Raw genomic sequence first — 23,330 nt, 5'->3', positions numbered from 1 at the left:
TCTGATGTGACAAAACCTGAGTCCTTTATAGTTAAAGTGTTTGTTTGCACTCATATTTTAACTATTTAGACTCAGGTTTTTTTATTTAAAGTAAACTGTGGGACAGTAGTGCCCATTTGGGTGCTTTTTTTAGCGTGCAATCTTAGTTCGCAGCAGCATCAACCACTGGAATCTTACCAATTTTCGCTTGCCAGATTTTTGGTGCAGTCGCGTGAATAGAAGTACCATTCACGTCAACAGCTACAGATACAGGCATATCTTCAACTTTGAATTTGTAGATCGCTTCCATACCCAAGTCAGCAAAAGCCACAACTTCAGCTTCACGAACAGCTTTAGATACCAGGTAAGCAGCACCACCTACAGCCATCAGGTAAGTTGCTTTATTGTCTTTGATGGCTTCAACCGCAGCAGGACCGCGATCAGCTTTACCAATCATGCCGTACAAGCCAGTAGCTTCAAGCACTTGGCGAGTGAATTTGTCCATACGTGTTGCAGTTGTCGGACCAGCAGGGCCAACCACTTCGTCGCCTACAGGATCGACAGGGCCAACGTAGTAAATGAACTTGCCTTTAAGGTCTACAGGAAGCTCTTCACCGTTGTTCAGCATATCCACCATACGTTTGTGCGCAGCGTCACGACCGGTATAGATGGTACCGTTAAGCAATAAAGTATCGCCTGGTTTCCAGGAATTCATTTCTTCTTGGGTGATGTTGTCCAGGTCAACACGTTTAGAAGATGAAGAATCCCAAGTTACAGCTGGGTAGTCTTCAAGTTTAGGTGCTTGAATATGTGCAACACCTGAACCGTCTAACTGGAAGTGTGCATGACGAGTTGCAGCACAGTTTGGAATCATACCCACCGGTTTACCCGCAGCATGACATGGATAATCTTTGATTTTGATATCCAGAACAGTGGTTAAGCCGCCTAGACCTTGCGCGCCAATACCCAATGCATTTACTTTTTCGAAGATCTCGATACGGAGTTCTTCCATTTTGCTTTGTGGACCACGGCGAAGCAATTCGTCCATGTTGATCTCTTCCATCAATGCTTCTTTGGCAAGCATCATGGCTTTTTCAGCAGTACCACCAATACCGATACCGAGCATACCAGGAGGACACCAGCCTGCACCCATGGTTGGAACAGTTTTCAGTACCCAGTCCACGATTGAGTCAGATGGGTTTAACATGGCAAGTTTAGATTTGTTTTCTGAACCGCCACCCTTGGCAGCAACAGTAATGTCGACTTTGTTGCCCGGTACGAGTTTGTAGTGGATTACCGCAGGCGTGTTGTCTTTGGTATTTTTACGGCCAAATGCAGGATCAGCTAAAACTGATGCACGAAGTACGTTAGAGCTTTCCAGGTAACCTTGACGTACACCTTCATTGATTGCATCGTCTAGGCTCATGGTTAAATCAAATTTAACGTCTAGACCCACTTCAAGAAATACGTTCACAATCCCGGTATCTTGACAGATAGGACGGTGGCCTTCTGCACACATACGAGAGTTAATTAAGATTTGTGCAATAGCATCTTTTGCGGCTTTGTTCTCTTCACGATCATAGGCACGGCTCATCGCTTGGATGAAGTCTTGTGGATGATAGTAAGAAATGAACTGAAGCGCATCTTTTACCGATGTGATCAAGTCATCTTGCTTGATAATAGTTGTCATATCAAATATCTCTTGAGCGGGCTGTTAGCTAGCGGGCTAAATTATAAGATAAAAAGCAGGTTTTGTGGGTGTTTTGAATGCTTTTTGGCCGAAAGTTTAATGGTGAATTTCAGCTCAGGTGAACTGTTGTTTTTTGAGTGATTTCTGTCATAGAAATGACAAAGGTAGTCCTTGTCCTGGGTAAAAATGAAATTTAAAATATTGATTTACATGGTTTTAATTTACTCCTTGATTTAATTTTTTTGTTTTCTTAGTGGGGGTGAATGTGGTCAAGTTGTCATAAATTTCTCCTAAAATTTTTACATCATAAGTGCATCAAATCTCATCTGATAAATACAGACGTCCTTCAATTGCTCCCGTCATGAATTTTTCTTTATATCCTGCAGTGATAGGGTTTCGGTCAGCAAGAAGATGAGGTATAGGCTTTATCTTCTCTTTTTGCTTTAAATTTTCTCGAAATAAAAACATGCTAAATCTTCAAACCTTCAAACCTTCAAACCTTCAAACCTTCAAATCTTCAAATCTTCAAATCTTCAAACCTTCAAATCCTGATCTCAATCTGTCTATACTATTGAAAGGCACATTTAGAAAAACCACTCATGAAAGATCAATCTGAGTTTGCGAAAAATATCATTAAAATTTATAAGAAACATGCACGTGCGTGGACGGAATTACGCGGCCAGTTGCTGTATGAAAAAGCATGGCTCAATCATTTTCTTTCGCTGATTCCTGAACATGCTCAAATACTGGATTTAGGTTGTGGTTCAGGCAAGCCGATTGCTGCCTATTTAATTGAACAAGGGCATTCCGTAGTCGGGGTAGATAGTTCTGATGTCATGATTGAAATGGCTAAGCAAAACTTTCCTGAACAGCACTGGATTCAGGCAGATATGCGTCAGATAGAGCTAGAACAAAAATTTCAGGGTATTTTGGCATGGGACAGTTTTTTTCATTTGACTCAGCATGATCAGCGCAAAATGTTTACTCAGTTTTCTAGGTTTGCTGAGCAGGGCACGGTTTTAATGTTCACCAGTGGGCCAAGTCATGGAGAGGCTCTTGGAGATCTGTTTGGTGATGTACTGTATCATGCCAGTTTGTCACAGCAGGAATATCGACAATTATTGAAAGATCACGGTTTTGAGGCGGTAAAGATGGTCGCGGAAGATCCCGACTGTGCCGGACATACGGTGTGGTTGGCACAAAAGTTTTGATTTAAATCATGCTTAGTCAAATGTCGGTGAATAGATGAGTTAAATTTTGAAATATCATAAAAAAACCACCCGATTTTTCAATCAGATGGTTTGGAAAACTTTAATTTACGGATTATTGAGCCGCTTGTTGCTCTGCCTGAATCGCAGTCAATGCAATAGTAAACACAATGTCATCCACCAATGCACCACGTGACAAGTCATTCACTGGCTTATTTAAACCTTGCAGCATTGGTCCCACACTCACTACATTCGCTGAACGTTGAACTGCTTTATAGGTGGTGTTCCCTGTGTTGAGGTCCGGGAAAATAAACACATTGGCACGACCGGCAACAGGTGAACCAGGGGCTTTTGACTGTCCAACACTTTCAACCGATGCTGCATCGTATTGCAATGGACCATCAATCAGTAAATCTGGACGGCGTTGCTTGGCAATTTCAGTCGCTTTCGCCACTTTTTCTACATCTGCACCTGCACCCGAAGTACCGGTTGAATAAGAAATCATGGCAATACGTGGGTCAATGCCAAAGGCTTTAGCAGAATCGGCAGACTGAATGGCAATTTCAGCCAGTTGCTCAGCATCCGGATCCGGGTTAATTGCACAGTCACCGTAAACATAGACTTCATCTGGCAGCAGCATGAAGAACACAGAAGATACCAGTGAGTAATCCGGTGCGGTCTTGATTAACTGGAATGCAGGGCGAACCGTATTGGCTGTCGTGTGCACTGCACCTGACACCAGGCCATCCACCTGATCAAGGGCCAGCATCATGGTGCCTAAAACTACCGTATCTTGTAGCTGATCACGCGCCTGTAACTCGTTGAGTTTGCCTTTACGTAGATCAACCATTTTTCCGACATAATTCTCGCGAATCAGGTCTGGGTCAAGAATTTCCAGATCATGCGGTAATTCAATTCCACGTGCTTTTGCTACTTCAACCACAGCTTCAGGTTTTGCCAGCAGAATACAGTGGGCAATTCCACGAGACTGACAGATTGCTGCGGCCTGAATGGTACGTGGTTCATCTCCTTCAGGAAGAACAATGCGCTTTTTTGCTGCAATTGATTTTTGTACCAGTTCATGACGGAATGCAGAAGGGGACAAACGTGGTTTATGTGTATCGCTGATTAACTGCGTCAACCAGTCTGCATTGATGTGGCTAGCCACGAAACGGGTCACCTGCTCAGCACGTTCGGTATCATCTACCGGAATTTCATTGCTTAAGTTCAGCAATTGTTGTGCTGTGTCAAAAGTACTCAATTTGGTGTGTAAAATTGGCAAGCCATTTTTGATTGCTGTTTGACAGAATTCTAAAGCTTGAGTGCTTGGTGCCTGATGTTCAGTTAAAACCAAACCTGCAAGTGGAATGCCATTACTGCTTGCCAAGCTACTTGCAAGCAAGACATCAACACGATCAGAACCGCTGATGATGAGTTCACCTGCCACGAATTTATGCATTTCGTGTTCAATATTCGATGCAATTAAGCTGCTGTGTAATACACGGCGCTGTTTTGCCTCGCCCTGGTTAATCCATTCAGCTGAAATATGTGCAGCCAAGTCAGACATGCGTGGCACACTTAAAGTGTTGCTGAATGGAACTAAGCCAATCACTGGCATACAGTCTTTACCAATCATTGGGTGCGTGGTTTGAATCGCACTCACAAATCGGTTGGTATCGCTAATTAAGCGCAGGTTTGGATCAAGCGTAACAGGAATTTGTGCAGAATCTTCCGGCAAGCCTTTGGTACGCATGAACAATACGCCTGCAGTACGCTCGCAAGTCGCACCACCAAAGAAACGTAACTGGTTATCAACTTTTGCCGCAGTTTTTGCTGCGTTGTTAATTTCGGCATTGCTGACAATAATCACTTTGGCATCAAGCGCTTTTGCCAGAGTGGCATTGAGTTCTGTCGCAAAAGGATCGCGTCCGTTTGGTAGCACGCCTTCTACAATAATGACATCGTGATGTTTGGAAATTTCACGGTGTAAACGTACTGCATCTTCAAGCAGCTCGTCATTTTCATCATTTTTTAAACGTTCAGTCAGGGCCGCATAGGAAATCGGTTCAACGGTTTCATGCTTGAACAGGTGACGATACAGGGCAGTGGTGCGGTCTGCTTCAGGCTGTAATTCTTGAGAGAAAGGCTTTAGAAAACCTGCTTTTACGCCTTGGCATTCCAGTGCATAAATTAAACCAAGACATGCAGACGTTAAGCCAACACCAATTTCTGTAGGAACCAAAAGTATTGTTTTCATCATTTTTTCTAAATCATAAAGGGATTTATTGAAAGCATACGTAGACTACAATTGCTTAAGCAATCGTAGCCTCACATTCAGGCTTTTTTGCAGATGACTGATTCACCTCTTCTACAACGTGCGCAGTTTCTTTAGCAATACGGCCTTCTTCATCAGTTGGAATGACCCAGATTTGAGGGCCTGTGCCAGCATCAATACGACCTTCTGTACCGCGTTTCAAATTATCGTTTTGTTCTTTGCTTAAGTTGAAACCGAAATGAGGTAAGTAAGCCATGGTCTTTTCACGGATATAAGCCGAGTTTTCGCCAATGCCGCCAGTAAAGAACAGGCCATCAAGGCGTGGCAAGCCACAGCTTAACGCAGCCAGAGATTTAGCCAGACGGTAGCAGAATACTTCAATGGCCAGCGTTGCATCTTCATTGCCTTGTTCTGATGCTTCAATCAGTGTACGCATGTCATTTGAAAGGTTGTCTGATAAACCGAGCAAGCCACTTTCCTTGTTCAGCATCTTGTCAATTTTATAGACATCCCAGCCCAGGTTTGCAGCCAGGAAGCTATGCAAACTTGGATCGACATCGCCGCTACGAGTGCCCATCACAATGCCTTCAAGCGGGGTTAAGCCCATTGAAGTGTCTACACTTTGTCCATTCCAGATGGCACAAGTCGAGCTGCCATTGCCTAAATGAGCTGTCAACCAGCCACCTTGTTTCAGGCTGCCAGCCAATTCAGAACCACGTTCAGAAACATAGGCGTGGCTGGTACCGTGGAAGCCGTAACGGCGCACATTGTGTTCTGTATACAGGAATTTTGGCAATGCATAACGGTAAGCATGCGCTGGCATAGTCTGGTGGAATGCGGTATCAAAAACTGCCACTTGTGGAAGTTCCGGGAACAAACGCATAGTGGCATCAATACCGACCAAATGCGCAGGGTTGTGTAAAGGCGCAAGTGGTGTTGCTGCACGAATACGTTCTACAATTTCTTCATTTAATAATTCTGCTTTGGTCAATGTACCGCCGTGTACCACACGGTGACCAATCGCTTGTGGATTATAATGAGATAAGCGTTCTAAGATGGTTTCCAGTGCCTTTTCATGATCAGCATGTGGAATGGATAGTTCAAGTGGTTCACCGCCCGCAGTGATCCCTTTAATACGGGCGTCAGCAGCCCCCAGGTTTTCTGCGAGACCAAAGATACGGTCTTCACGGCGCTCAGAAACCAACGCATATTTGATTGAAGAAGATCCGCAGTTAATTACTAATACTGATGTAGACACGTTTTCTTACCCAAATTTTAATTGAAATATTCATCCATAACGTTGATCTGAACGCAGTTTTGTTTATTGATGCAATTTAGATCAGTGATAATGTTTTAACATGCGATTTTTTTTTGTCCTAGATAGACTTTAGGAGATTAGACTTAAGCACTATCGACCCAATAACTAATAATAATTAAAATTTATCAGTTAATAGATTTCATTTATTAATAAAATAGTACCCGATCATAAAATGTTTACTAGAAGCCCATTTCCAAAGCTAGAATGGCACGCGTGATGTATTTTGAGCAGGGCATTCCTGTTGTATTATTGCTTACTTTTGATACTTTATTTCTGACCAGCGTACAATGACATAGGCAATCAATGCCACCATAAAAAAGACCAGCATCATCCAGGCCAGACCTTGTAAGGTTTCAATAATGGTCCGGTAAATTTCCAGAACCCAGCGCTCTTGGGTCAGTTCAATCACTATTTTCTTGTCATTCTCTGTATAGGTCAGGGGCGTGATGTATTTTTCCATATCGTAAATACGAATGCCGGAAGATGTGCCGACCACCATGCCGGCAAATTTGGTGTATTTTGCCCAGGCTTCATGAATCGGGTCGTGAATGATACGTGCCAGAATGGCATTAATAGAATTGGAGAAAATTTTCATTACTGCAAAAGAAACCAGTAATGCCAGTAAAAAGGTACAAATGATTAAATAATAAAACATGCGATTTCCCTTATATGTTTCTCATTATTTTTATCATGTTACAAAATTTAAGCCGGGGATAGTGTAGTCGCTGTGTTCAGCCTCATGCCTGAAACTGAACACCAAAAGATTCTTTAAATAGAGGGCTTATTGGCGAATTTGACCGTCCCCAAATACCACCCACTTTTGCGAAGTCAGGCCTTCCAGACCGACCGGACCACGCGCATGAATCTTGTCGGTCGAAATGCCGATTTCAGCACCCAGACCATATTCAAAACCGTCGGCAAAACGGGTAGAGGCATTAATCATCACTGAACTTGAATCGACACGGGCCAGGAACTGACGCGCCAGGCTGAAGTTTTCGGTAATGATGGCATCGGTATGGTGTGAACCATATTTGTTAATATGATCAATGGCTTCATCGATTCCGCTAACCACTTTAACCGCTAAAATCGGGCCTAAATATTCAGTGTACCAATCTTCTTCGCTGGCCGGTTTGACGTTTGAACCGAGAATGCGCTGGGTTTCACGACAGCCACGCAGTTCCACCTGTTTTTCTGCATACAGTTCAGCAATGCTTGGCAAGAAATCTTCGGCAATTTTCTCATCCACCAGCAGGGTTTCCATGGCATTACATACGCCGTAGCGATGGGTCTTGGCATTCAATGCAATCGGCAGGGCTTTTTGCAAATCGGCCTGTGCTTCAACAAAGACATGGCAGTTGCCGTCCAGATGCTTAATCACCGGAATACGTGCTTCATTGCTGATCCGTTCAATCAGGCCTTTGCCTCCACGTGGAACAATCACATCCACATATTCAGACATGGTAATCAGGTGTCCGACTGCGGCACGATCAGCCGTATTGATCACCTGTACCGAAGTTTCAGGCAAACCCGAAGCCTTTAGACCATGCTGAATCGCTTCAGCAATTGCCTTGTTGGATTGCAGGGCTTCCGAACCGCCACGCAAAATAATGGCATTGCCTGATTTCAAGGCCAGTGAGGCGGCTTCCAGCGTCACGTTTGGACGTGATTCGTAAATCATGCCGACGACGCCCAAAGGCACCCGCATTTTCCCAAGCTGGATGCCTGAAGGACGGTAAGCCAGGTCAGTGATTTCCCCAATCGGGTCAACCAGACTCATGACATCTTTCAAGCCATGCAGCATGCCTTTAAAGCGGCTGGGGGTAAGTTCTAAGCGATCAAGTAATGCACTGTCCAAATGATTGTTACGACCATTGGTCATATCAATTTGGTTGGCAGCCAGAATTGCAGCTTCACTGTCTTGTAATGCAGTGTAAATTGCAGATAAGGCATTGTTTTTGGTTTGGGTAGAAGCGCTTGCTAACACGCGAGAAGCTTGGCGTGCCTGTTGTCCTACCGTTTGCATATATTGTTCAATCGAATCTTGCATAGCGGTTTGATCACTTAGAAATTACATCTTTGATAGTAACAGTCTGGAACCCGACAATGAAGCATCTGCTTGGAAAAAAGTCCCTGAAACTTTCAGGCTGTTAATATTTTGAAATCCTTTTCTAGGTAAATTTAGATAAGTGGTCATGGAATCAGTTGCTTGGGCAAGCATCCTCTGTATATTATGAAAAGATAAAGACAGTGAAGTCTGATAATTACAGCGAAGAATGGACGCAGCATGACGCAGAAATTCTATATTTATTTTCTTGCAAAATAACAATAAGGCAAGAATGGAGGAAGGGATATGAATTCCATGATCCAAATGGACTCGGATGTAGAAGAATCAAACGCAAGTTTTGGTTTTTTTGATCTTTACCATAGGAACAGTTTTAAAGAACCCGCACGTACCACCTGGATTGATGGCTGGAAAATTGAATACATGGCCATTGCTCAACCAGAAACCATCCACAACACTCCAATTGTTATTATTGGAGGGGCTTTCCAAAATTTTAATTCCTATAAATATTGTGTGGAGCAATTACTTAGTGCTGGCCCGATCATTTTAATTGACCTGCCTTCCATGGGCGCCAATCAGCAAATTACCAATCGCGATACCGGCATTTCTGCAGGAACACTGGAATTGCCTGACTTGGCGCGAATGTTGGGGGAGTGGGTCGATATTGAAAATTTATCCAAAGTTTCAGTGATGGGCATGTCACTGGGTTCGGTTGTGGCTTCAAGTTTTGCCGTGCAACGTCCGGAACTGGTCGATCGCATGATTCTGATGGGCGTGATGCAAAAAACGCGTAAAAGCTGGCGTATGCTGCTGGAAGAATCTTTGCATTTAATGAATGAACAGCGCATGGACGAGTTTGGCCAGGCAGTGATTCTGTATCTGGTGAATCATGCCAAAATCGATCAAACCCGCATGTCACCGACAGCAAAGCGTTTGTTCTTTAAACAGATGGCTGAATTTACCGCAACCGAGCAAGACCGCTATGAAATCAACTGTAGCCGCTTGTTACGTTTAACCGATGTTCCTATTCCGCAATGTAAAGTACTGGTGGCATGTGGGCAATACGACAGTTTTACCTTGCCGCATGAAAATGCCAATTTTGCTTTGCAATGTCCAGATATGGAATTTGCAATGATTGCAAATGCCGACCATGTGCCACAATTACAGCGCCGTAAAGAAACCATGGGGCTGTTTGCAACATTCCTGCAGGGACAATCTATTCAGGATGTAGAAGGGGTCATCCCGATGACACGTGCCCAGTTGCTGACCCTGGAGCGCCGTGGTGAAGAACGTATTGCCGTACAGAAACCGATGACCGTATTAACGCATCGTCATTCAGATTTGCAGTTGCCTACCCGTATTGTGGATTTAAACTTTTTTGGTGTTTTACTTGAATTTACGCCAGGATTGGCAGAAAAAGCTGAACAATACCCGCGTGATTTGGCCTTGCATCTGGAAGATGAAGAAGGGCAGTTTAAAATTGAATGCTTAATTTTTGAGGTTCATTCAACACGAGTTCGGGCGTTGTTCAAGCATGGCAGTTTTGATGTAGCAGAACGTTTATTGCGTTATGTACAACGACAAAAAGCAGTGATGACGGTTTTGGAATCGGTCAGTTAATTTGAGCTAAGCTCAAATAAAAACAGCGTTAGATAACGCTGTTTTTTTTGCTTGCATGAATCATCCAGACCAGATCACCCAGGTGTTCTTCATTAGATGTGAAGGGTACTGCTGAATTTTGAAAATACTGTTGTGGTTGCACAATACTGACCTGTTCAAAACCGGCTTGCTGGAAAAAATCCTGTGCCTGCTGTGGATTAATAAAATGGAAACTAAAAGCACTCTTGGACATCCATTTCAGTAATTTACTGCTGGCCCAAATAAAATTGGCCAATTTGTTTTTGACCGGTTCTGGATAAATATCGGTGAGGTAATGCAGTTCCTTGAAATTTTGACCGTAACGGTAAATGGCTTGAAGCAGCTGTAACAACATGTCTTTGTTAAAATAGTTGATCAAGCCTTCACTAATCACCACCAAGGGGCGATTCGGGTCAAATACGTGAAAAGCCTGTTCAAAATCAGCCGTGAATAAATCCACCGATAAAACTTCCGGACTATTGGCATCAATCTGTCTTAGAGCTAAGGTTTTGACTTTTGCCATATCGGGTAAATCCAGTTCACGATAATCAATATCCGGAAACTTCTTTCGGAAATTCCAGCCACGCGGAGAAAGCCCGCTGGCAATTTCAAGCACCTGTATATCTGGGTGCTGTTCAATCAGTTGGGTCAGATGCTGATCAATCATGCGGTGACGTTGTTTTAATGTGGTACGCATACTGCCACCCACAAATTTCTCAGCCCAGCTTTCTAAAGGATGCACCAGCTTGGCGAGCATTTTTCCTTTGGACGTGGCAAAAACGGGGTGAGAAATTCCCATGGTGTACCAGATGTAGCCAGTGTAATGGGCGGTAAATGAAATATGTCGATGTTCTGAAAGTTGTTGTGTCATGTCATCCTGACCTTATATGTTTTTGTAATTTTTAATCTAAAGAGCGTTATTTATTTTCTTTGCGAGTCAATTCTGCTCATTTTAAATGTTGAATTCATCAAAAAATAAGCAAAATGCAGTAAACGGCACTTTTATTTCTGATTATCATAAAGAAAAAGGAACACCTTGTCGTGTTCCTTTTGTCGAATTAATTCAATGATTTCTTAAAGTTTTCGATCGTATCGCGAACTTTTTGCCATTCGGTACCCAAATCCAGTGTTTCACCTACGCTAATTTCTGGAATTTTACCGCGCATACGCTCCAGACGCTCTTGATTCGGTAAAGGTAAATTGCCAATGCCTTCTAGTGCAGCACAAGCTGCTGAACGGTCATTACAGACCAGCCCCATATCACATCCAGCCTTGAGTGCGGCCTGTATACGGGCATCGGCACCGCCGGCAACACATGCTGCCTGCATGCTTAAGTCATCCGAGAACAGTACGCCATCAAAGTTCAGCTCTTGACGGAGAACTTTTTGAATCCAGTAAGATGAGAAGCCGGCGGGGTTTGGATCGACCTGGTCATAAATCACATGCGCAGGCATCAAGGCATCCAGTTGCGGCATAAGCTGGATGAAGGTTTGCATGTCCTTGTGATAGATTTCCTCATAGGAACGTGAATCTACCGGTGCGGCTACATGTGAGTCTGCCTTGACCGAACCATGACCCGGGAAATGTTTGCCGGTATTGGCCATGCCCGCACGTTTCATCCCTTTGATGAAGGTGCTGGCAAGTGGAACAATATCATCAATATTTTTGGCAAATCCACGATCGCCAATCACATCACTGACATCATTCAAGTCCAGTACCGGTGCAAAACTGAAATCAATCCCTACGGCAAGCACTTCGGTGGCCATCAGCCAGCCGCACTGTTCAGCCAGATCAACGGCTTTTTCAGGTTCCGTGAGATAAAGTTCACCCAACCGGCCCATCGCTGGAAGCAGGCTAAAGCCCTGTTTCAAGCGCTGTACCCGGCCACCTTCCTGATCAACGGCAATTAAAATGTCGGGTCTGATGTGACGCATATGATCGGTTAAGGCGCGAACTTGTTTTGGTGATTCTATATTTCGTGAAAATAAAATCATGCCGCCTACTTGCGGTGCCTGTAATAGTTCAATATCTTCTTGAGTAAGTTCTGTGCCAGCGATGTCTAGCATCAATGCGCCAATCATATCGGTGTCCGTGTTGGAATTTTATAAAGAAAAAACAATACCCGAATTCTGCAATGATTTGCTACATTTTGACAGTACAGAATATGATAAAACTACACGACATACATATTAAGTTGTTTAAGATTTTGAATATACTCGATTCATGTTGAAAAACGACGTTGCAATATTGGTCCAAGACCAAGGAAGTACGAATTATTTATGAAACTTCAGACATTAGCTTGTGCAGTTGCAATTGCGACTGGAGGATTTTTCTTTTCTCATGTAATGAACGAGGCAATTGCAGCTAATAATACAGAGGCAGTTTCTCAAACCATTCAACCCACGCAGGAACAGGCGTTGGTTTCTCGTCAATTGGCGACTTTGGTTGACCGTCAACATTATTTAAATCAGCGTTTAGATGCGGCAACGTCCAATCGTATTCTTGATTTTTATCTAGATAGTCTGGATGCAGACCATTCATTGTTTTTAGCCCCTGAAGTTGAACAATATAAGAAAAATTATGGTGCAAATTTTGGTGCTGCATTAAAAGCAGGGGATTTATCTGGACCTTATTTAATTCATGCCCAATATCGTGACCGTTTAAAACAGTTTTATGAGTTTATGTTGGCAGAGTTGAAAAAGCCGCAAAATCTGAAACAAGGTAATGTCTATATTGAAACTGACCGTGAAAAAGCACCTTATTTCAAGACTGCCGCAGAGCAGCAGCAACACTGGAAAAAAATGCTGGTGTCGCAGCTGATTAACCTGACCATCAGCAAGGAAGAAGAGGCTGCGAAGCAAAAAGCCTTGAAAGAAGATCCGACGCTGGCCAATGGCCAGGATCTGGCAAGCCCTGAGGACCTAACGCCGGTTCAAACCCTGACTAAGCGTTATACTCGCCAGCTTGAACGTGCCAGCCGTGTAAAAAGTGATGATGTCCTCGACAAGACTTTGAATGCGATGATGCTGACCTATGATCCGCATAGTAACTATTTCCCGCCAGTAGATGCAATGGAATTGAACCGTCAGACGACCTTGCAGCTAGAAGGGATTGGGGTTTCGATTCGTCCTGAACGCGGCAATGAAGATTACACCAAGATTGAAAGCATTGTTGAAGGTGGGCCGGCCAGTAAATCAGGTCAAATTAAACCCGGAGACCGCATTATTGGTGTGGCGCAAGACGGCGATAAAATGGTGGATGTGATCGGTTGGGCCAGTAATGAAGTGGTCGGCCTGATTCGAGGCAAGCGTGGAACCAAGGTCAGCCTGCGTTTATTGGGCGCGGGTGCGTCCATGGGTCAGGCACGTACAGTCAGCCTGGTGCGTGATGTGATTCAGGAAGAAGATGCAGGGGTCCGTTCACGTACGGTAGAGATCAAACGTGATGGTAAAAATCATACCTTTGGTGTGATTGAAATTCCGTCGTTTTATTTGAATTATCGAGCGCGTCGTGCAGGTACGGAGTATCGTTCTGTTTCTGAAGATACCAACAATGCTTTAAAGAGTCTGGCAGCCAAGAATGTAGAAGGGATTATTATCGATTTGCGTAATAACCCCGGCGGCTCGCTTGAAGAAGTTGCACGTATGCTCGGGCAAGTTATCAAGTCAGGCCCAGTGGTGCAAATTCGCGACGGTAATGGCAATGTCAGCGTGTTTGAAGACAACGATGGTGGTGCACAAACCTATGCCGGTCCACTGGCAGTCATGATCAATCTGGCCTCAGCCTCGGCCAGTGAGATTTATTCTGCCGCTATTCAGGACTATGAGCGCGGTATCGTAATTGGCAGTACCACCACAGGTAAAGGCACGGCTCAGGTTCAACTGGATACCTTGGCCTATGGTCAGGCAACCTTGACCCAGCGTAAGTTCTACCGGGTGACCGGGGGAAGTACCCAAAATAAAGGGGTCGTACCTGACATCAAGCTGGTCGATATCTACAATGAAGAATTTGGTGAGCGTAAGGCGAAGAATGCCTTGAAATGGGATACTATTCCAACTGCCCCATTTAAGCGTGAAGGTTCGGTACAGCCTTATGTGCAAACTTTGGCGCAAATGTCCCAACAGCGTGTCAATGTTGATCCACAATTTAAATATCTGGAGCAACGTAAAGCGATTGCGAAAAAAACCGATGAGCAAAAGCGTGTAGTGCTGGATATTGACCTGCGCAAAGCCGAGTTGAATGCACTTGAGCAGAAAACTTTAGAGGCGGAAAATCAGCGCCGTAGCTTGACGGGGCAAAAGCCTTATGCCAACTGGGAAAGTTATCAAGCCTCAATGGATGCTTTAATCGAGTCGCGTGCGAAAATGAAAGCTACACAACGACCTGCCTTGCCTGAAGAAGAAACTTTTGTTAAAGAATCTGCCAATATTTTATTGGATTATGCAAAGTTGCAATCATCCACTCAGGCAGCTCGCCAGTAGGGTGTGTAATTCGGTATTTTTCATTTAAATATTCAAAAAAAAGCCAGTTAGTTAATCTGACTGGTTTTTTTATGGGGATGTGAGCAAATAGCGAAATGATTTTTAAACTGCTCTAAAAATATGAACGGTGTACGGATAACGGTAAAAAAGTTGAACTATGTTTCTTTTGTAAAATGAATAAATTAGAAATAAAAAAGAATAGAGTAATTATCACTTGACCAAAATAGAATAGTATTAGATTCTTGTTTTAATTGATTGTTTTTATAATTACTCTTTAAAGATAGAAATTTTTTTGATTGTATAAAGAGTATGAATCACGTGGATTAAAACAAGAAAGATAACCTTTACGGAACTGAATATGGTTCATATACATTATGATTTTAGCCTGGTAATTGTTTCAATAATTATTGCTATTTTAGCCTGCTATTTTACAGTCTCACTCGAACAATTATTATTCCGTGGCTTGAGTCAGAAATATGAAAAAATGCTTCTCATTATTAGTGGTCTCACGCTCGGGGCTGCAATTTGGGGTATGCACTTTGCCGGCATGCTCGCTTGTCATTTCCCGGCAGATTACTCTTTTGATTATGGCCTTACTTTTGTTTCCTATCTTATTGTATTTATCGCATCGACCTTTGCCATTTGGTTGACCACGCGGGAAACCTTACCCTTTGGCCGGCTTGTGTTAGGTGCGGTACTGATGGGAATGGGTATTGCCGGGATGCACTATACCGGCCTGATGGCACTGGTTTTCGATCAGCACCAAATTTATTATGATCCTTTGCTGACGATTTTTTCCGTTTTAATGGCAATAGCAGGTTCAGGTTTAACATTTTGGCTCATCTTTAAATATAAAAATGCAGTACAGCAAAAACTGCTGATCAAAATTTCCCTGGTATGCATGATGGCGCTGACCATAGTTGCAATGCACTATATGGGTATGGGGGCAATTTTTTTTCATGCCATTGTTGCAGATCAGATGGTTACACATTATCAAACCGAGCAAGGATTAATTTTATTGAGTGTGATTTTAGTCACTGGTTTAATTTTTCTTGCAGCATTTTGTGTTGCCATACTGGAACAAAAACTCGAAGTTCGCAATATACAGCTTTCTAAAGCCAATCGTGAATTGGCCAATCAGGCCGTGCAGGACAATTTAACCAAATTACCCAACCGTTTATTCCTGGCTGAATACTCACACTTTTTGTTTACGGACCATCGTTATAGCGATGATAAAATTGCTTTTATTTATATTGATTTAGACCGCTTTAAAGCGGTGAATGATGTCTTTGGACATCATGTGGGGGATCAGTTGCTGGTGCAACTGGCCAGCCGCATTCAGCACAAGCTGAAACCAAATGAAAAACTGCTCCGTCTAGGCGGAGACGAGTTTTTGATGGTGCTGGAACAGGCCACCCTTGAACATGCAGTTGAAAAGGCCGAGCAGTTATTGGAGCAAATCCAGGACAGTTTTTTGATTGCCGGTAAAGAAATTAATATTTCCAGCAGCATTGGCATCGCCCTGTACCCCGATCATGGCAATAATTTGCAGGATCTGCTGATTAATGCCGATGCAGCCATGCTGATGTCGAAGTATCAAGGCAGAAACACCTATTCCGTATTTAGTTACAGCGTGGACCAGCAGGAAACCAAAAGTCAGACCAAGCTGATTAATGATTTATATAAAGCGGTGGAAGAACAACAATTTGTTCTGTTTTATCAGCCTAAATTTACCACCCGGGATTATGCTATTTGCGGTGTAGAAGCCCTGATCCGCTGGAATCATCCAAGTCTGGGAATGTTGACGCCAAACATGTTTATCGGGGGAGCTGAAAAAACCGGGCTGATTATCCAGATGGGCTATTGGGCGCTTGAACAGGCCTGTAAACAGATTCAAATCTGGGAGCAAAAAGGTGCTAATTATTTCCCTGTCGCGGTGAATTTATCCGCTGTGCAATTTGAACATAAGCACCTGTTTTCAACGCTGGAAAAATTATTTGCTCAATATCAGATTAATCCCAATCATTTAGCCATCGAAATTACGGAATCGACAGCCATGCATCATGTTGACTCTACCATTCGGAGTTTTGAGCGATTACGTCAGATGGGAATTAAACTGGCCATTGATGATTTTGGAACCGGGCATTCCAGCTTTTTATATTTGAAGAACCTGCCGGTGGATGAGTTGAAAATAGACCGGGAATTTATCCGGGATCTGGCCGTTGGTTCAAAAGATGAGATCATTCTGGCCAGTATTATCCAGCTGGCCATAAAACTGGGTCTGGTGGTCACGGCAGAAGGGGTCGAAACACCTTTGCAGGCAGACATTCTGACCCGTTTGGGCTGTCAGCAATTGCAGGGCTTTTTGTTAGGAATACCGATGGATGTGAACCGTCTGGAAACCATGGACAGGGCATTATTTACTTAAGCTTGATGCGGGTTGAACAGGTTTAGTTCATTTCAAAAGTTTTATGATCTGCTACAATATGGCCAATTTTTCATATTGATCGTATTTGATCTTGAGCACTGCGGTTCTGCAGTAGGTATTTTCCATGAGTTTTAAAGATGAGTTAGCGGCGCAGGTCGCTCAGCGACGTACATTCGCCATTATTTCCCACCCAAATAACACACTATAATTCATCTTATTCCAACCCATTTCAAAAGCATTCAAAATAAAATTAATATTTCCATAATTTACAGTGTTTTAATTAAATTTATTTTTTACACTCATTGCATCTTGTTTCAAGTTACTTTAAGTTTATTCATAACTTTTGTGTACATGATTGTGTACATTTTTGATGTTGTTTTTTCTGATTTAAAATTTTGTACACAGGTGTGAAATGCCACTTACAGACACATGGCTGAAAAAAAATTTAGGGAAGGTTAGAGCTGAGCAACATGTCGAACCTGATAGGGATGGCTTGAGTGTACGTGTGTCACCTAAAGGTAAGATCACTTTTCAAATGCGCTTTAGATATGAGGGTAAGCAAGCTCGCCTAGACTTGGGTTCTTACCCCAATTTGACTTTATTGCAAGCTAGGCAAGAGTTGCAAAAAATGAAAGGTGTCCTAGAAGCAGGACATGATCCAAGAGTACATAAAAAATTAGAAGTTCATAAAGTTGCGAATGCGCTAACTTTTGAGGCGCTCTATTTAGAATGGCATGAAAAATACTGCATAGTGAATAAGAAAAATGCACAACAACAATTACGATCTTTTGAGTTGTATGTGTTTCCAAAATATGGATCTTTGCCAGCCGATCAAATCACACTACATATGTGGTTAGAGTTACTAGAAGACCATTTTGAAAAATCTGCATCAATTACTGATCGACTGCTAACAAATACAAAACAGTGCTTAGATTGGGGTGTAAATCGTAGGCTGATTGAGAATAACCCGATACGTCATATAACTGGAAAACGTGATCTCAACATTAAAAAGAATAAAGTGGATCGAATTCTTGAAGATGACGAAGTGGCACTAATTTGGAAAATTTGCGATGAGTCTAGAATGGCGTTGAAAAATGCGCTGTTTATTAAAATCTGTCTCTTCTATGCTAATAGATATAGTGAGTTGAGGATGGCAAAAAAATCGGATTTCGATTTTGAACGCAAAATTTGGACTGTACCACCTGAAAACCATAAGACAGGTAAGTATACGAAGCGACCTCTTCTTAGACCGATATTGCCTGAAATTGAGCCTTTTATTCAGCAGGCTATGGAGCTGAATAGTTCCATCTATATGTTCGTGAATAATGGGACTAAAGAGATGTATGGGCAAAATGGTCCAGGTAAGCTACCGTATAATGTCATGCAATATGCAAGAAGACATTATGGTGTTGAGATGAAACATTGGTCTATGCATGATTTAAGACGTACAGCTCGTACTCATTTTAGTCGTTTTACATCGCGTGATATTGCAGAGTTAATGATTGGTCATACCATGCCAGGAGAGCAAGGGACATATGACTACCATGATTATCAGAAAGAGATGGGAATTGCTTATAAACAATGGTGGGATAAATTGGAAAGCCTAACTAGTTAGGCTTTCATTATTTCTAAAAACTTTAGCTTCCCATGTTTCTATTTGCTCTCGGTCCCAAAGACTTGTAGACCCCTTTACTGCTTTTATGGGTTGCGGGAATGGCTCCGCAAACATTTTTTGGTTTGGCTGTTGCCATCTCCATAATGTAGCAGCTGCTTTGATATTAAATCTATCACGCACTTGTTTGGACGTCAGGTACGACATTTATAATTACCAATGAAATAAATTGAAATCATTGTAAATAAGATGAAATGGGTAATAATTCCGAAATAAGGCAAACTTTTTTAAGAATACACATTTATGCCAAAACTTAACGATTTTCAAAACAGCACAGTCAGACTATTAGATTATTTATATTTTCATGATGTTGCAGCCATGCAGAGCTTCTCAGAAGAGAAGTTAAGTATGTATAGTAAATTATTAGCTACTATTGATTCATTGGCTTATCGTAGGTCTGAGGGTGTGTTGATAAGGGAGCATTACAAACATTTGTTATTAATTGGAGTAGATTTTGAGTTAACTTTTGGACAGGGTAAATTAATTGAAGAAGATATCTATGTTCAAATGCAAGAAAAATATCGTGCCTACCTAATTCAACAAATAGAGTTAGTGGGTTTTAAAATAGATCATTATAAGCAAGATTTAAATGAAATATTAATCCAAACTCCAATCCAGTCAATTACTAGTGCTGCTGCTTTTAAAATTGTTAGTCAAGTTCTATACTTTGAGTACGATAATATAACTATAGGGGTGCTTAGTAAATTTCTAGATTTTAATTTTTTAACATTAGCTAAATATCAAAAAAAGAATAAAGTTATTAATGAGATTTTCTTAAATAAACTTTTCTATAGAGCAATGTTATTTTTAGAATTTGAAGTTTTTAAAAATAACTTGATTGCAGAGTACTCATCCGAAGAGCAGACTATTAACTTAAATGCTTTAGAAGATTATGAAAAAGTAGCAACTGCTATTAGGGCAAGGGGGAAAGCTAATTCATTAAAGGGAATTGAATATAAGGGATTTCATGCTTTAAAGACTAAGAATGATCTGAAAAAGTTTCTTATAAATATTGAAGAGCGATTAGGACATAATCCCATTTTTTCAGATAGCTTGGCTAATTGGATTGCCTTAATTAGTGCATGGCATTTGATCCTTCAGAAAGGTAATAATCTCGATAAGCCATTGTTCAAAGAGTCCCCTCAATATGTTGTGGACTCGGATATCTCATGTGCCAAGCTAGCAAGGAAAAAATTAGCTGACTTTGGTTTCTCTGTATCTGAAAAAACTATATTTGACTGCTACGATCGTGTCTTTGAAATTTACAGGCTCATACGTATAACTATAGAGTGCTTGGTGGAAGAAAAAATATATGGCCCAAATGAAAGAGTATTGATTTATGATTTTTTCTACAATCCAAATTCTAATGCATTTTTCAAGAAGCAGTTACAAGCAGCTAAGGCTAAACTTTAAAATATTAGAGCATGCTTATTTATACAGGTTGAATGAATAAACGCTGTTTGAGACAGCGCTATTTAGTCCAGTTGTAAATGATTCGGATCTGTTTAATTCAGATGCTATTGAACCTCAGCTTGCTCATGTGCCAAAGAATAGAATTCGCTTTGCCTATAATCGAGCACAATACTTGGATGAGAAAGTAAGGTTGATAGAGTGGTATGGGGAACAAGTTAAAGAATGGATTATATGGTTGATTGAAAAATGATGCATAGCCACGCCTTTGAGCGTGGTTTTTTTGTCTAATATTTAATTTTCGCCTAAGAATTGATAGTGAAAAACCCAGGAATCGGAGTAAAAATTATTAGGAATTAATGGTTTGTAATCTAGGAATTGAGGTGCTATTTTAAAGGACCTGATCAGTGGTGAAAGTAGTGATTTACTTAAAAGCATATGGAATTAGAGCAAGTTAATAACGATACTGAAAATGATGTAATGGATACAGTTGATGAATTGGATAGTTGCGAAGACGAAAATTTTGTCATAGCTCTTGATGAGAAAATGGACGATCTTGCATCGTTACTAGTGGAAAAAATTTTATCAGATAGTCGTTTTGATAAAGTATTGGCAAGCTTAAAGGACACGAGTCATCACACTGAGAACAGTCGATCGAGCAAAGATGAAAAGGATCATCCTTCTAGACAATTTCAAAAGATACGAGATTTAATTGATCCTAATAGAAAACCTTTACAGTTAAGTCAAAAAGTAAAATTTGCTCAACAGTATTTGAATGTGATTGAGCTAATTTATACTGAGCTACAGGCTGAGCTTGGTAAAGATTTTTATAAAACGGATAGTCCTAATAATACGTACATAGAAATAATAGGCAGGATATTAAGTGACCAAAATGATATTGTGGGATTGCTTTCTCGCCTTGAACGATTTGTCCTGGTATTAGCTTATAACGCCACACCAGCTTATATGTTTGATGATGAAAGTGTAGAAGATTTGGATAGGGAGCCATTGGAAAAGGTCCAAAAGCGTATAACAGCTTTAGGTTATGAATTACTGTACTTATTTGAGAATCTAAAAACTATACGTGCAATGAATGGAGGGAGATACCTGTCCTCACATATTCAATTATTTTTAAAATTTATGGAAGATTATAAATTTTCACCTGATAGATATGCTAGACAGGAGCGTAATTTACTAAATCAGGATATTTACTTTGAACCTTTAAATGAACTTAATCACATTGTGTGTGATATTAAAAATGCAATAAGTAAAGGAGAGTTTGATAAGCAACCAACATTTCAATTATCAATGTCAAGAAGAAAAAAATCTTTTGATGATGTTGTGAGTGGAATAAATGCTGAAAATTTCAAAATAGCTGTTAATAAGTATTCGAAAAAATTACAAGACGCTATTACTTATTTTAAAGGTTATAGATCTAGTAGTATTACTCTCTATAGATTTAGAATTTGGCTGAATGTTGATAACCAGAAAATCACCCTAGATCAATTTAAAAGTTTTTTCAGTGAATTAAACAAGAAAGCAGCTAGATCTGAAGTAGGTTTTAAAGGATATTTAAACTTCTTTTATTTTTGGGATAAACATAATGATCAATGGTTTCAAGATATCGTTTTAATAATAGATAGTGATACTTTGCTACAAGTCGGGGAAAGCAAAATTAATGGTAGTATTCGAAATATTAGGCAAGAATTTAAAAATTATGCTGCCGAATTAATAGAACATAGAGGAAGATTAATCTTTGAAAATGAAAAATTGCCTGAAATTGAAATACAGCCAGTTCCATTAATGAGGCATTTAGATTTACCTTCTCATATATTAATTGAAGTAAATGATCGTGAGGGATGGAGCGTATTTGAAAAGAAAATATTGCCTTTTTTTGTATATCAGGAATTTTTAGAACTTACTGATGATGAGGAAATTCGAAGTAGATTTAGTAGAGGCACACGAAAGTTTGATACAGCAATTTGAGAAGATGGGTCTAAAAAGTTGTCGCTTCACAATATGATCGGCAAAACGTGTACACGAATAGAAATATGACTATGAAAGCCTAATGAATCACTACATTTTTAGTTGGAGTCTTAGTGGGTATTATAAGGCTATATTACTAATAATATTACTAATACTAATTAAATATATAGAGCTATATACATGTTCTTCATATAGAACTCTTATATAAGTTAAGCCTATATGTAATTTATTATAGACTAGCCCTATTGCTATGTATTAACCACAGGTACATAGCAATGGAACAAACCAAGATCAATCATTCTCCACTGATTACAGCAGTTGAAAAGTTCGTAGAAGAAACTATCAAGCGTCAAAGACGATGGAAAGGCTATTGGGTTGAGTTAGTAGAATTACTAAACGAGATGCAAGAGGAATATGATCCAGATTTATGGTACTCGGCTTATAATGGAGCCATGATTGCATTGATGTTAGACCTAGAGCAAAATTTAGAAGCATCTCAAGATATCAGTATCTTAACTTTAAAGGGATTAACTTTCAGTGATGTACAATCTAGGTTTAGAAAGTTTGAAAGACAGCATAAAAGAGAAGTCCAAAAATTTATAGAAGATGAGTTAGCTAATCGTCGAAAGGCAATAATATATACTGAGTTGCTTTTGGAGCATTATTTAAGATTAATGGTTTTACGATGTGATCTTTCTTATCGTATGGAAAGACGTCCCTTTATTGATATTTCGGATTTCAGAAAGCATATTCGAAAATTATTAGATCGCTTACAAGATAGAGACCGTCATTTCAAAGATTTACAAGGATATATCTATGCTTTAGAACAAGGAACCGACAAGGGATATCACGCCCATTTTTTACTCTTTTATGATGCTTCGAAGGTAGAGTTTGATCGTTATCATGTAGATCTTATTATTGATACTTGGAAAGAGATTACAGATGAAGAAGGCACAGGTCATAACTGTAATACGAAACAGAACCGTGACAGCTACAAGGCTCAAGGTAAAGATGCATTAGGATGTATTTATCGAGGGGATGAGTCAAAAAAGGCTAACATAATGGAGATAGTTTGAATAGCCACCAAAATTCTAGACACACCTAACCATCTTTTGATGGGCCTTTTCATAATCTAATGGAGAACGCTGACCATTGGAACCATGTCTGCGTTTTGAATTGTAGA

General features: G+C 40.8%; 16 protein-coding genes and 2 pseudogenes. 10 read left to right on the top strand and 8 right to left on the bottom strand.

The features are described 5' to 3' along the window. Positions 1–142: 142 nt before the first annotated feature. Positions 143–1,669 carry a fumarate hydratase gene (locus tag ACPUEY_RS12195; RefSeq protein ID WP_092820830.1) on the bottom strand — a complete coding sequence of 509 codons (1,527 nt, stop codon included), beginning with the start codon at positions 1,667–1,669 and terminating at the stop codon, positions 143–145. 315 nt (positions 1,670–1,984) lie between these two features. After that, positions 1,985–2,137, bottom strand: a complete 153-nt coding sequence (locus tag ACPUEY_RS12190) for a hypothetical protein (RefSeq protein WP_425122242.1) — start codon at positions 2,135–2,137, stop codon at positions 1,985–1,987. Between the two features lie 131 nt (positions 2,138–2,268). On the opposite strand from ACPUEY_RS12190, the gene ACPUEY_RS12185 reads away from it, so the two are divergent. Beyond that, positions 2,269–2,880 carry a class I SAM-dependent DNA methyltransferase gene (locus tag ACPUEY_RS12185; protein ID WP_425122241.1) on the top strand — a complete coding sequence of 204 codons (612 nt, stop codon included), beginning with the start codon at positions 2,269–2,271 and terminating at the stop codon, positions 2,878–2,880. A gap of 112 nt (positions 2,881–2,992) precedes the next feature. Here the strand turns inward: ACPUEY_RS12185 and pta are convergent, their stop codons facing one another. The 4 genes from pta to ACPUEY_RS12165 form a co-directional block, all read right to left on the bottom strand. After that, positions 2,993–5,134 (bottom strand): phosphate acetyltransferase, encoded by a 2,142-nt coding sequence (gene pta / locus ACPUEY_RS12180; protein WP_425122240.1) that lies wholly within the window; start codon positions 5,132–5,134, stop codon positions 2,993–2,995. A gap of 55 nt (positions 5,135–5,189) precedes the next feature. Next, positions 5,190–6,410, bottom strand: coding sequence for an acetate/propionate family kinase (locus ACPUEY_RS12175; RefSeq protein WP_425122239.1), 1,221 nt, complete (start codon positions 6,408–6,410; stop codon positions 5,190–5,192). A 313-nt stretch (positions 6,411–6,723) separates the two neighbouring features. Then, the gene (locus ACPUEY_RS12170) at positions 6,724–7,125 is read right to left on the bottom strand and encodes a hypothetical protein (RefSeq protein ID WP_092820838.1); all 402 of its coding nucleotides are present in this window, start codon (positions 7,123–7,125) and stop codon (positions 6,724–6,726) included. Positions 7,126–7,251: 126 nt separating this feature from the next. Next, a complete protein-coding gene (locus ACPUEY_RS12165) occupies positions 7,252–8,517 on the bottom strand; it encodes a glutamate-5-semialdehyde dehydrogenase (RefSeq protein ID WP_092820840.1) in 1,266 nt (421 codons plus the stop codon). A 303-nt stretch (positions 8,518–8,820) separates the two neighbouring features. Between ACPUEY_RS12165 and ACPUEY_RS12160 the strand changes: the two genes are divergently transcribed. Then, positions 8,821–10,152, top strand: a complete 1,332-nt coding sequence (locus tag ACPUEY_RS12160) for an alpha/beta fold hydrolase (RefSeq protein ID WP_425122238.1) — start codon at positions 8,821–8,823, stop codon at positions 10,150–10,152. A 28-nt stretch (positions 10,153–10,180) separates the two neighbouring features. On the opposite strand, the gene ACPUEY_RS12155 is transcribed toward ACPUEY_RS12160, so the two are convergent. Then, positions 10,181–11,041 carry a class I SAM-dependent methyltransferase gene (locus ACPUEY_RS12155; RefSeq protein ID WP_131273891.1) on the bottom strand — a complete coding sequence of 287 codons (861 nt, stop codon included), beginning with the start codon at positions 11,039–11,041 and terminating at the stop codon, positions 10,181–10,183. 187 nt (positions 11,042–11,228) lie between these two features. Then, a complete protein-coding gene (gene nagZ / locus ACPUEY_RS12150; RefSeq protein WP_425122237.1) occupies positions 11,229–12,251 on the bottom strand; it encodes a beta-N-acetylhexosaminidase in 1,023 nt (340 codons plus the stop codon). 198 nt (positions 12,252–12,449) lie between these two features. On the opposite strand from nagZ, the gene ACPUEY_RS12145 reads away from it, so the two are divergent. The 8 genes and pseudogenes from ACPUEY_RS12145 (at position 12,450) to ACPUEY_RS12110 (ending at position 23,223) form a co-directional block, all read left to right on the top strand. Then, positions 12,450–14,651 (top strand): carboxy terminal-processing peptidase, encoded by a 2,202-nt coding sequence (locus tag ACPUEY_RS12145; protein ID WP_425122236.1) that lies wholly within the window; start codon positions 12,450–12,452, stop codon positions 14,649–14,651. 358 nt (positions 14,652–15,009) lie between these two features. Further along, positions 15,010–17,079: a putative bifunctional diguanylate cyclase/phosphodiesterase gene (locus ACPUEY_RS12140; RefSeq protein ID WP_092820850.1), complete on the top strand. Its 2,070-nt coding sequence runs from the start codon at positions 15,010–15,012 to the stop codon at positions 17,077–17,079. Between the two features lie 124 nt (positions 17,080–17,203). Further along, positions 17,204–17,275: pseudogene (locus tag ACPUEY_RS12135) on the top strand (hypothetical protein); the annotation flags it as partial. Between the two features lie 216 nt (positions 17,276–17,491). Next, complete coding sequence (locus ACPUEY_RS12130) at positions 17,492–18,694, top strand: tyrosine-type recombinase/integrase (protein WP_425122235.1); 1,203 nt, start codon at positions 17,492–17,494, stop codon at positions 18,692–18,694. A 300-nt stretch (positions 18,695–18,994) separates the two neighbouring features. Beyond that, positions 18,995–20,164, top strand: coding sequence for a hypothetical protein (locus ACPUEY_RS12125; RefSeq protein WP_425122234.1), 1,170 nt, complete (start codon positions 18,995–18,997; stop codon positions 20,162–20,164). Positions 20,165–20,219: 55 nt separating this feature from the next. Continuing rightward, a pseudogene (locus tag ACPUEY_RS12120) lies at positions 20,220–20,414 on the top strand (tyrosine-type recombinase/integrase); the annotation flags it as partial. Between the two features lie 185 nt (positions 20,415–20,599). After that, a complete protein-coding gene (locus tag ACPUEY_RS12115; protein ID WP_425122233.1) occupies positions 20,600–22,147 on the top strand; it encodes a hypothetical protein in 1,548 nt (515 codons plus the stop codon). Between the two features lie 275 nt (positions 22,148–22,422). Continuing rightward, on the top strand, positions 22,423–23,223 hold the full coding sequence (locus tag ACPUEY_RS12110; RefSeq protein ID WP_425122232.1) for a hypothetical protein: 801 nt from the start codon (positions 22,423–22,425) through the stop codon (positions 23,221–23,223). Positions 23,224–23,330 lie beyond the last annotated feature (107 nt).

The organism is Acinetobacter sp. G11, assembly GCF_049808495.1.
GTDB lineage: Bacteria > Pseudomonadota > Gammaproteobacteria > Pseudomonadales > Moraxellaceae > Acinetobacter > Acinetobacter kookii.
This window is presented reverse-complemented; position numbering and strand designations above follow the sequence as displayed.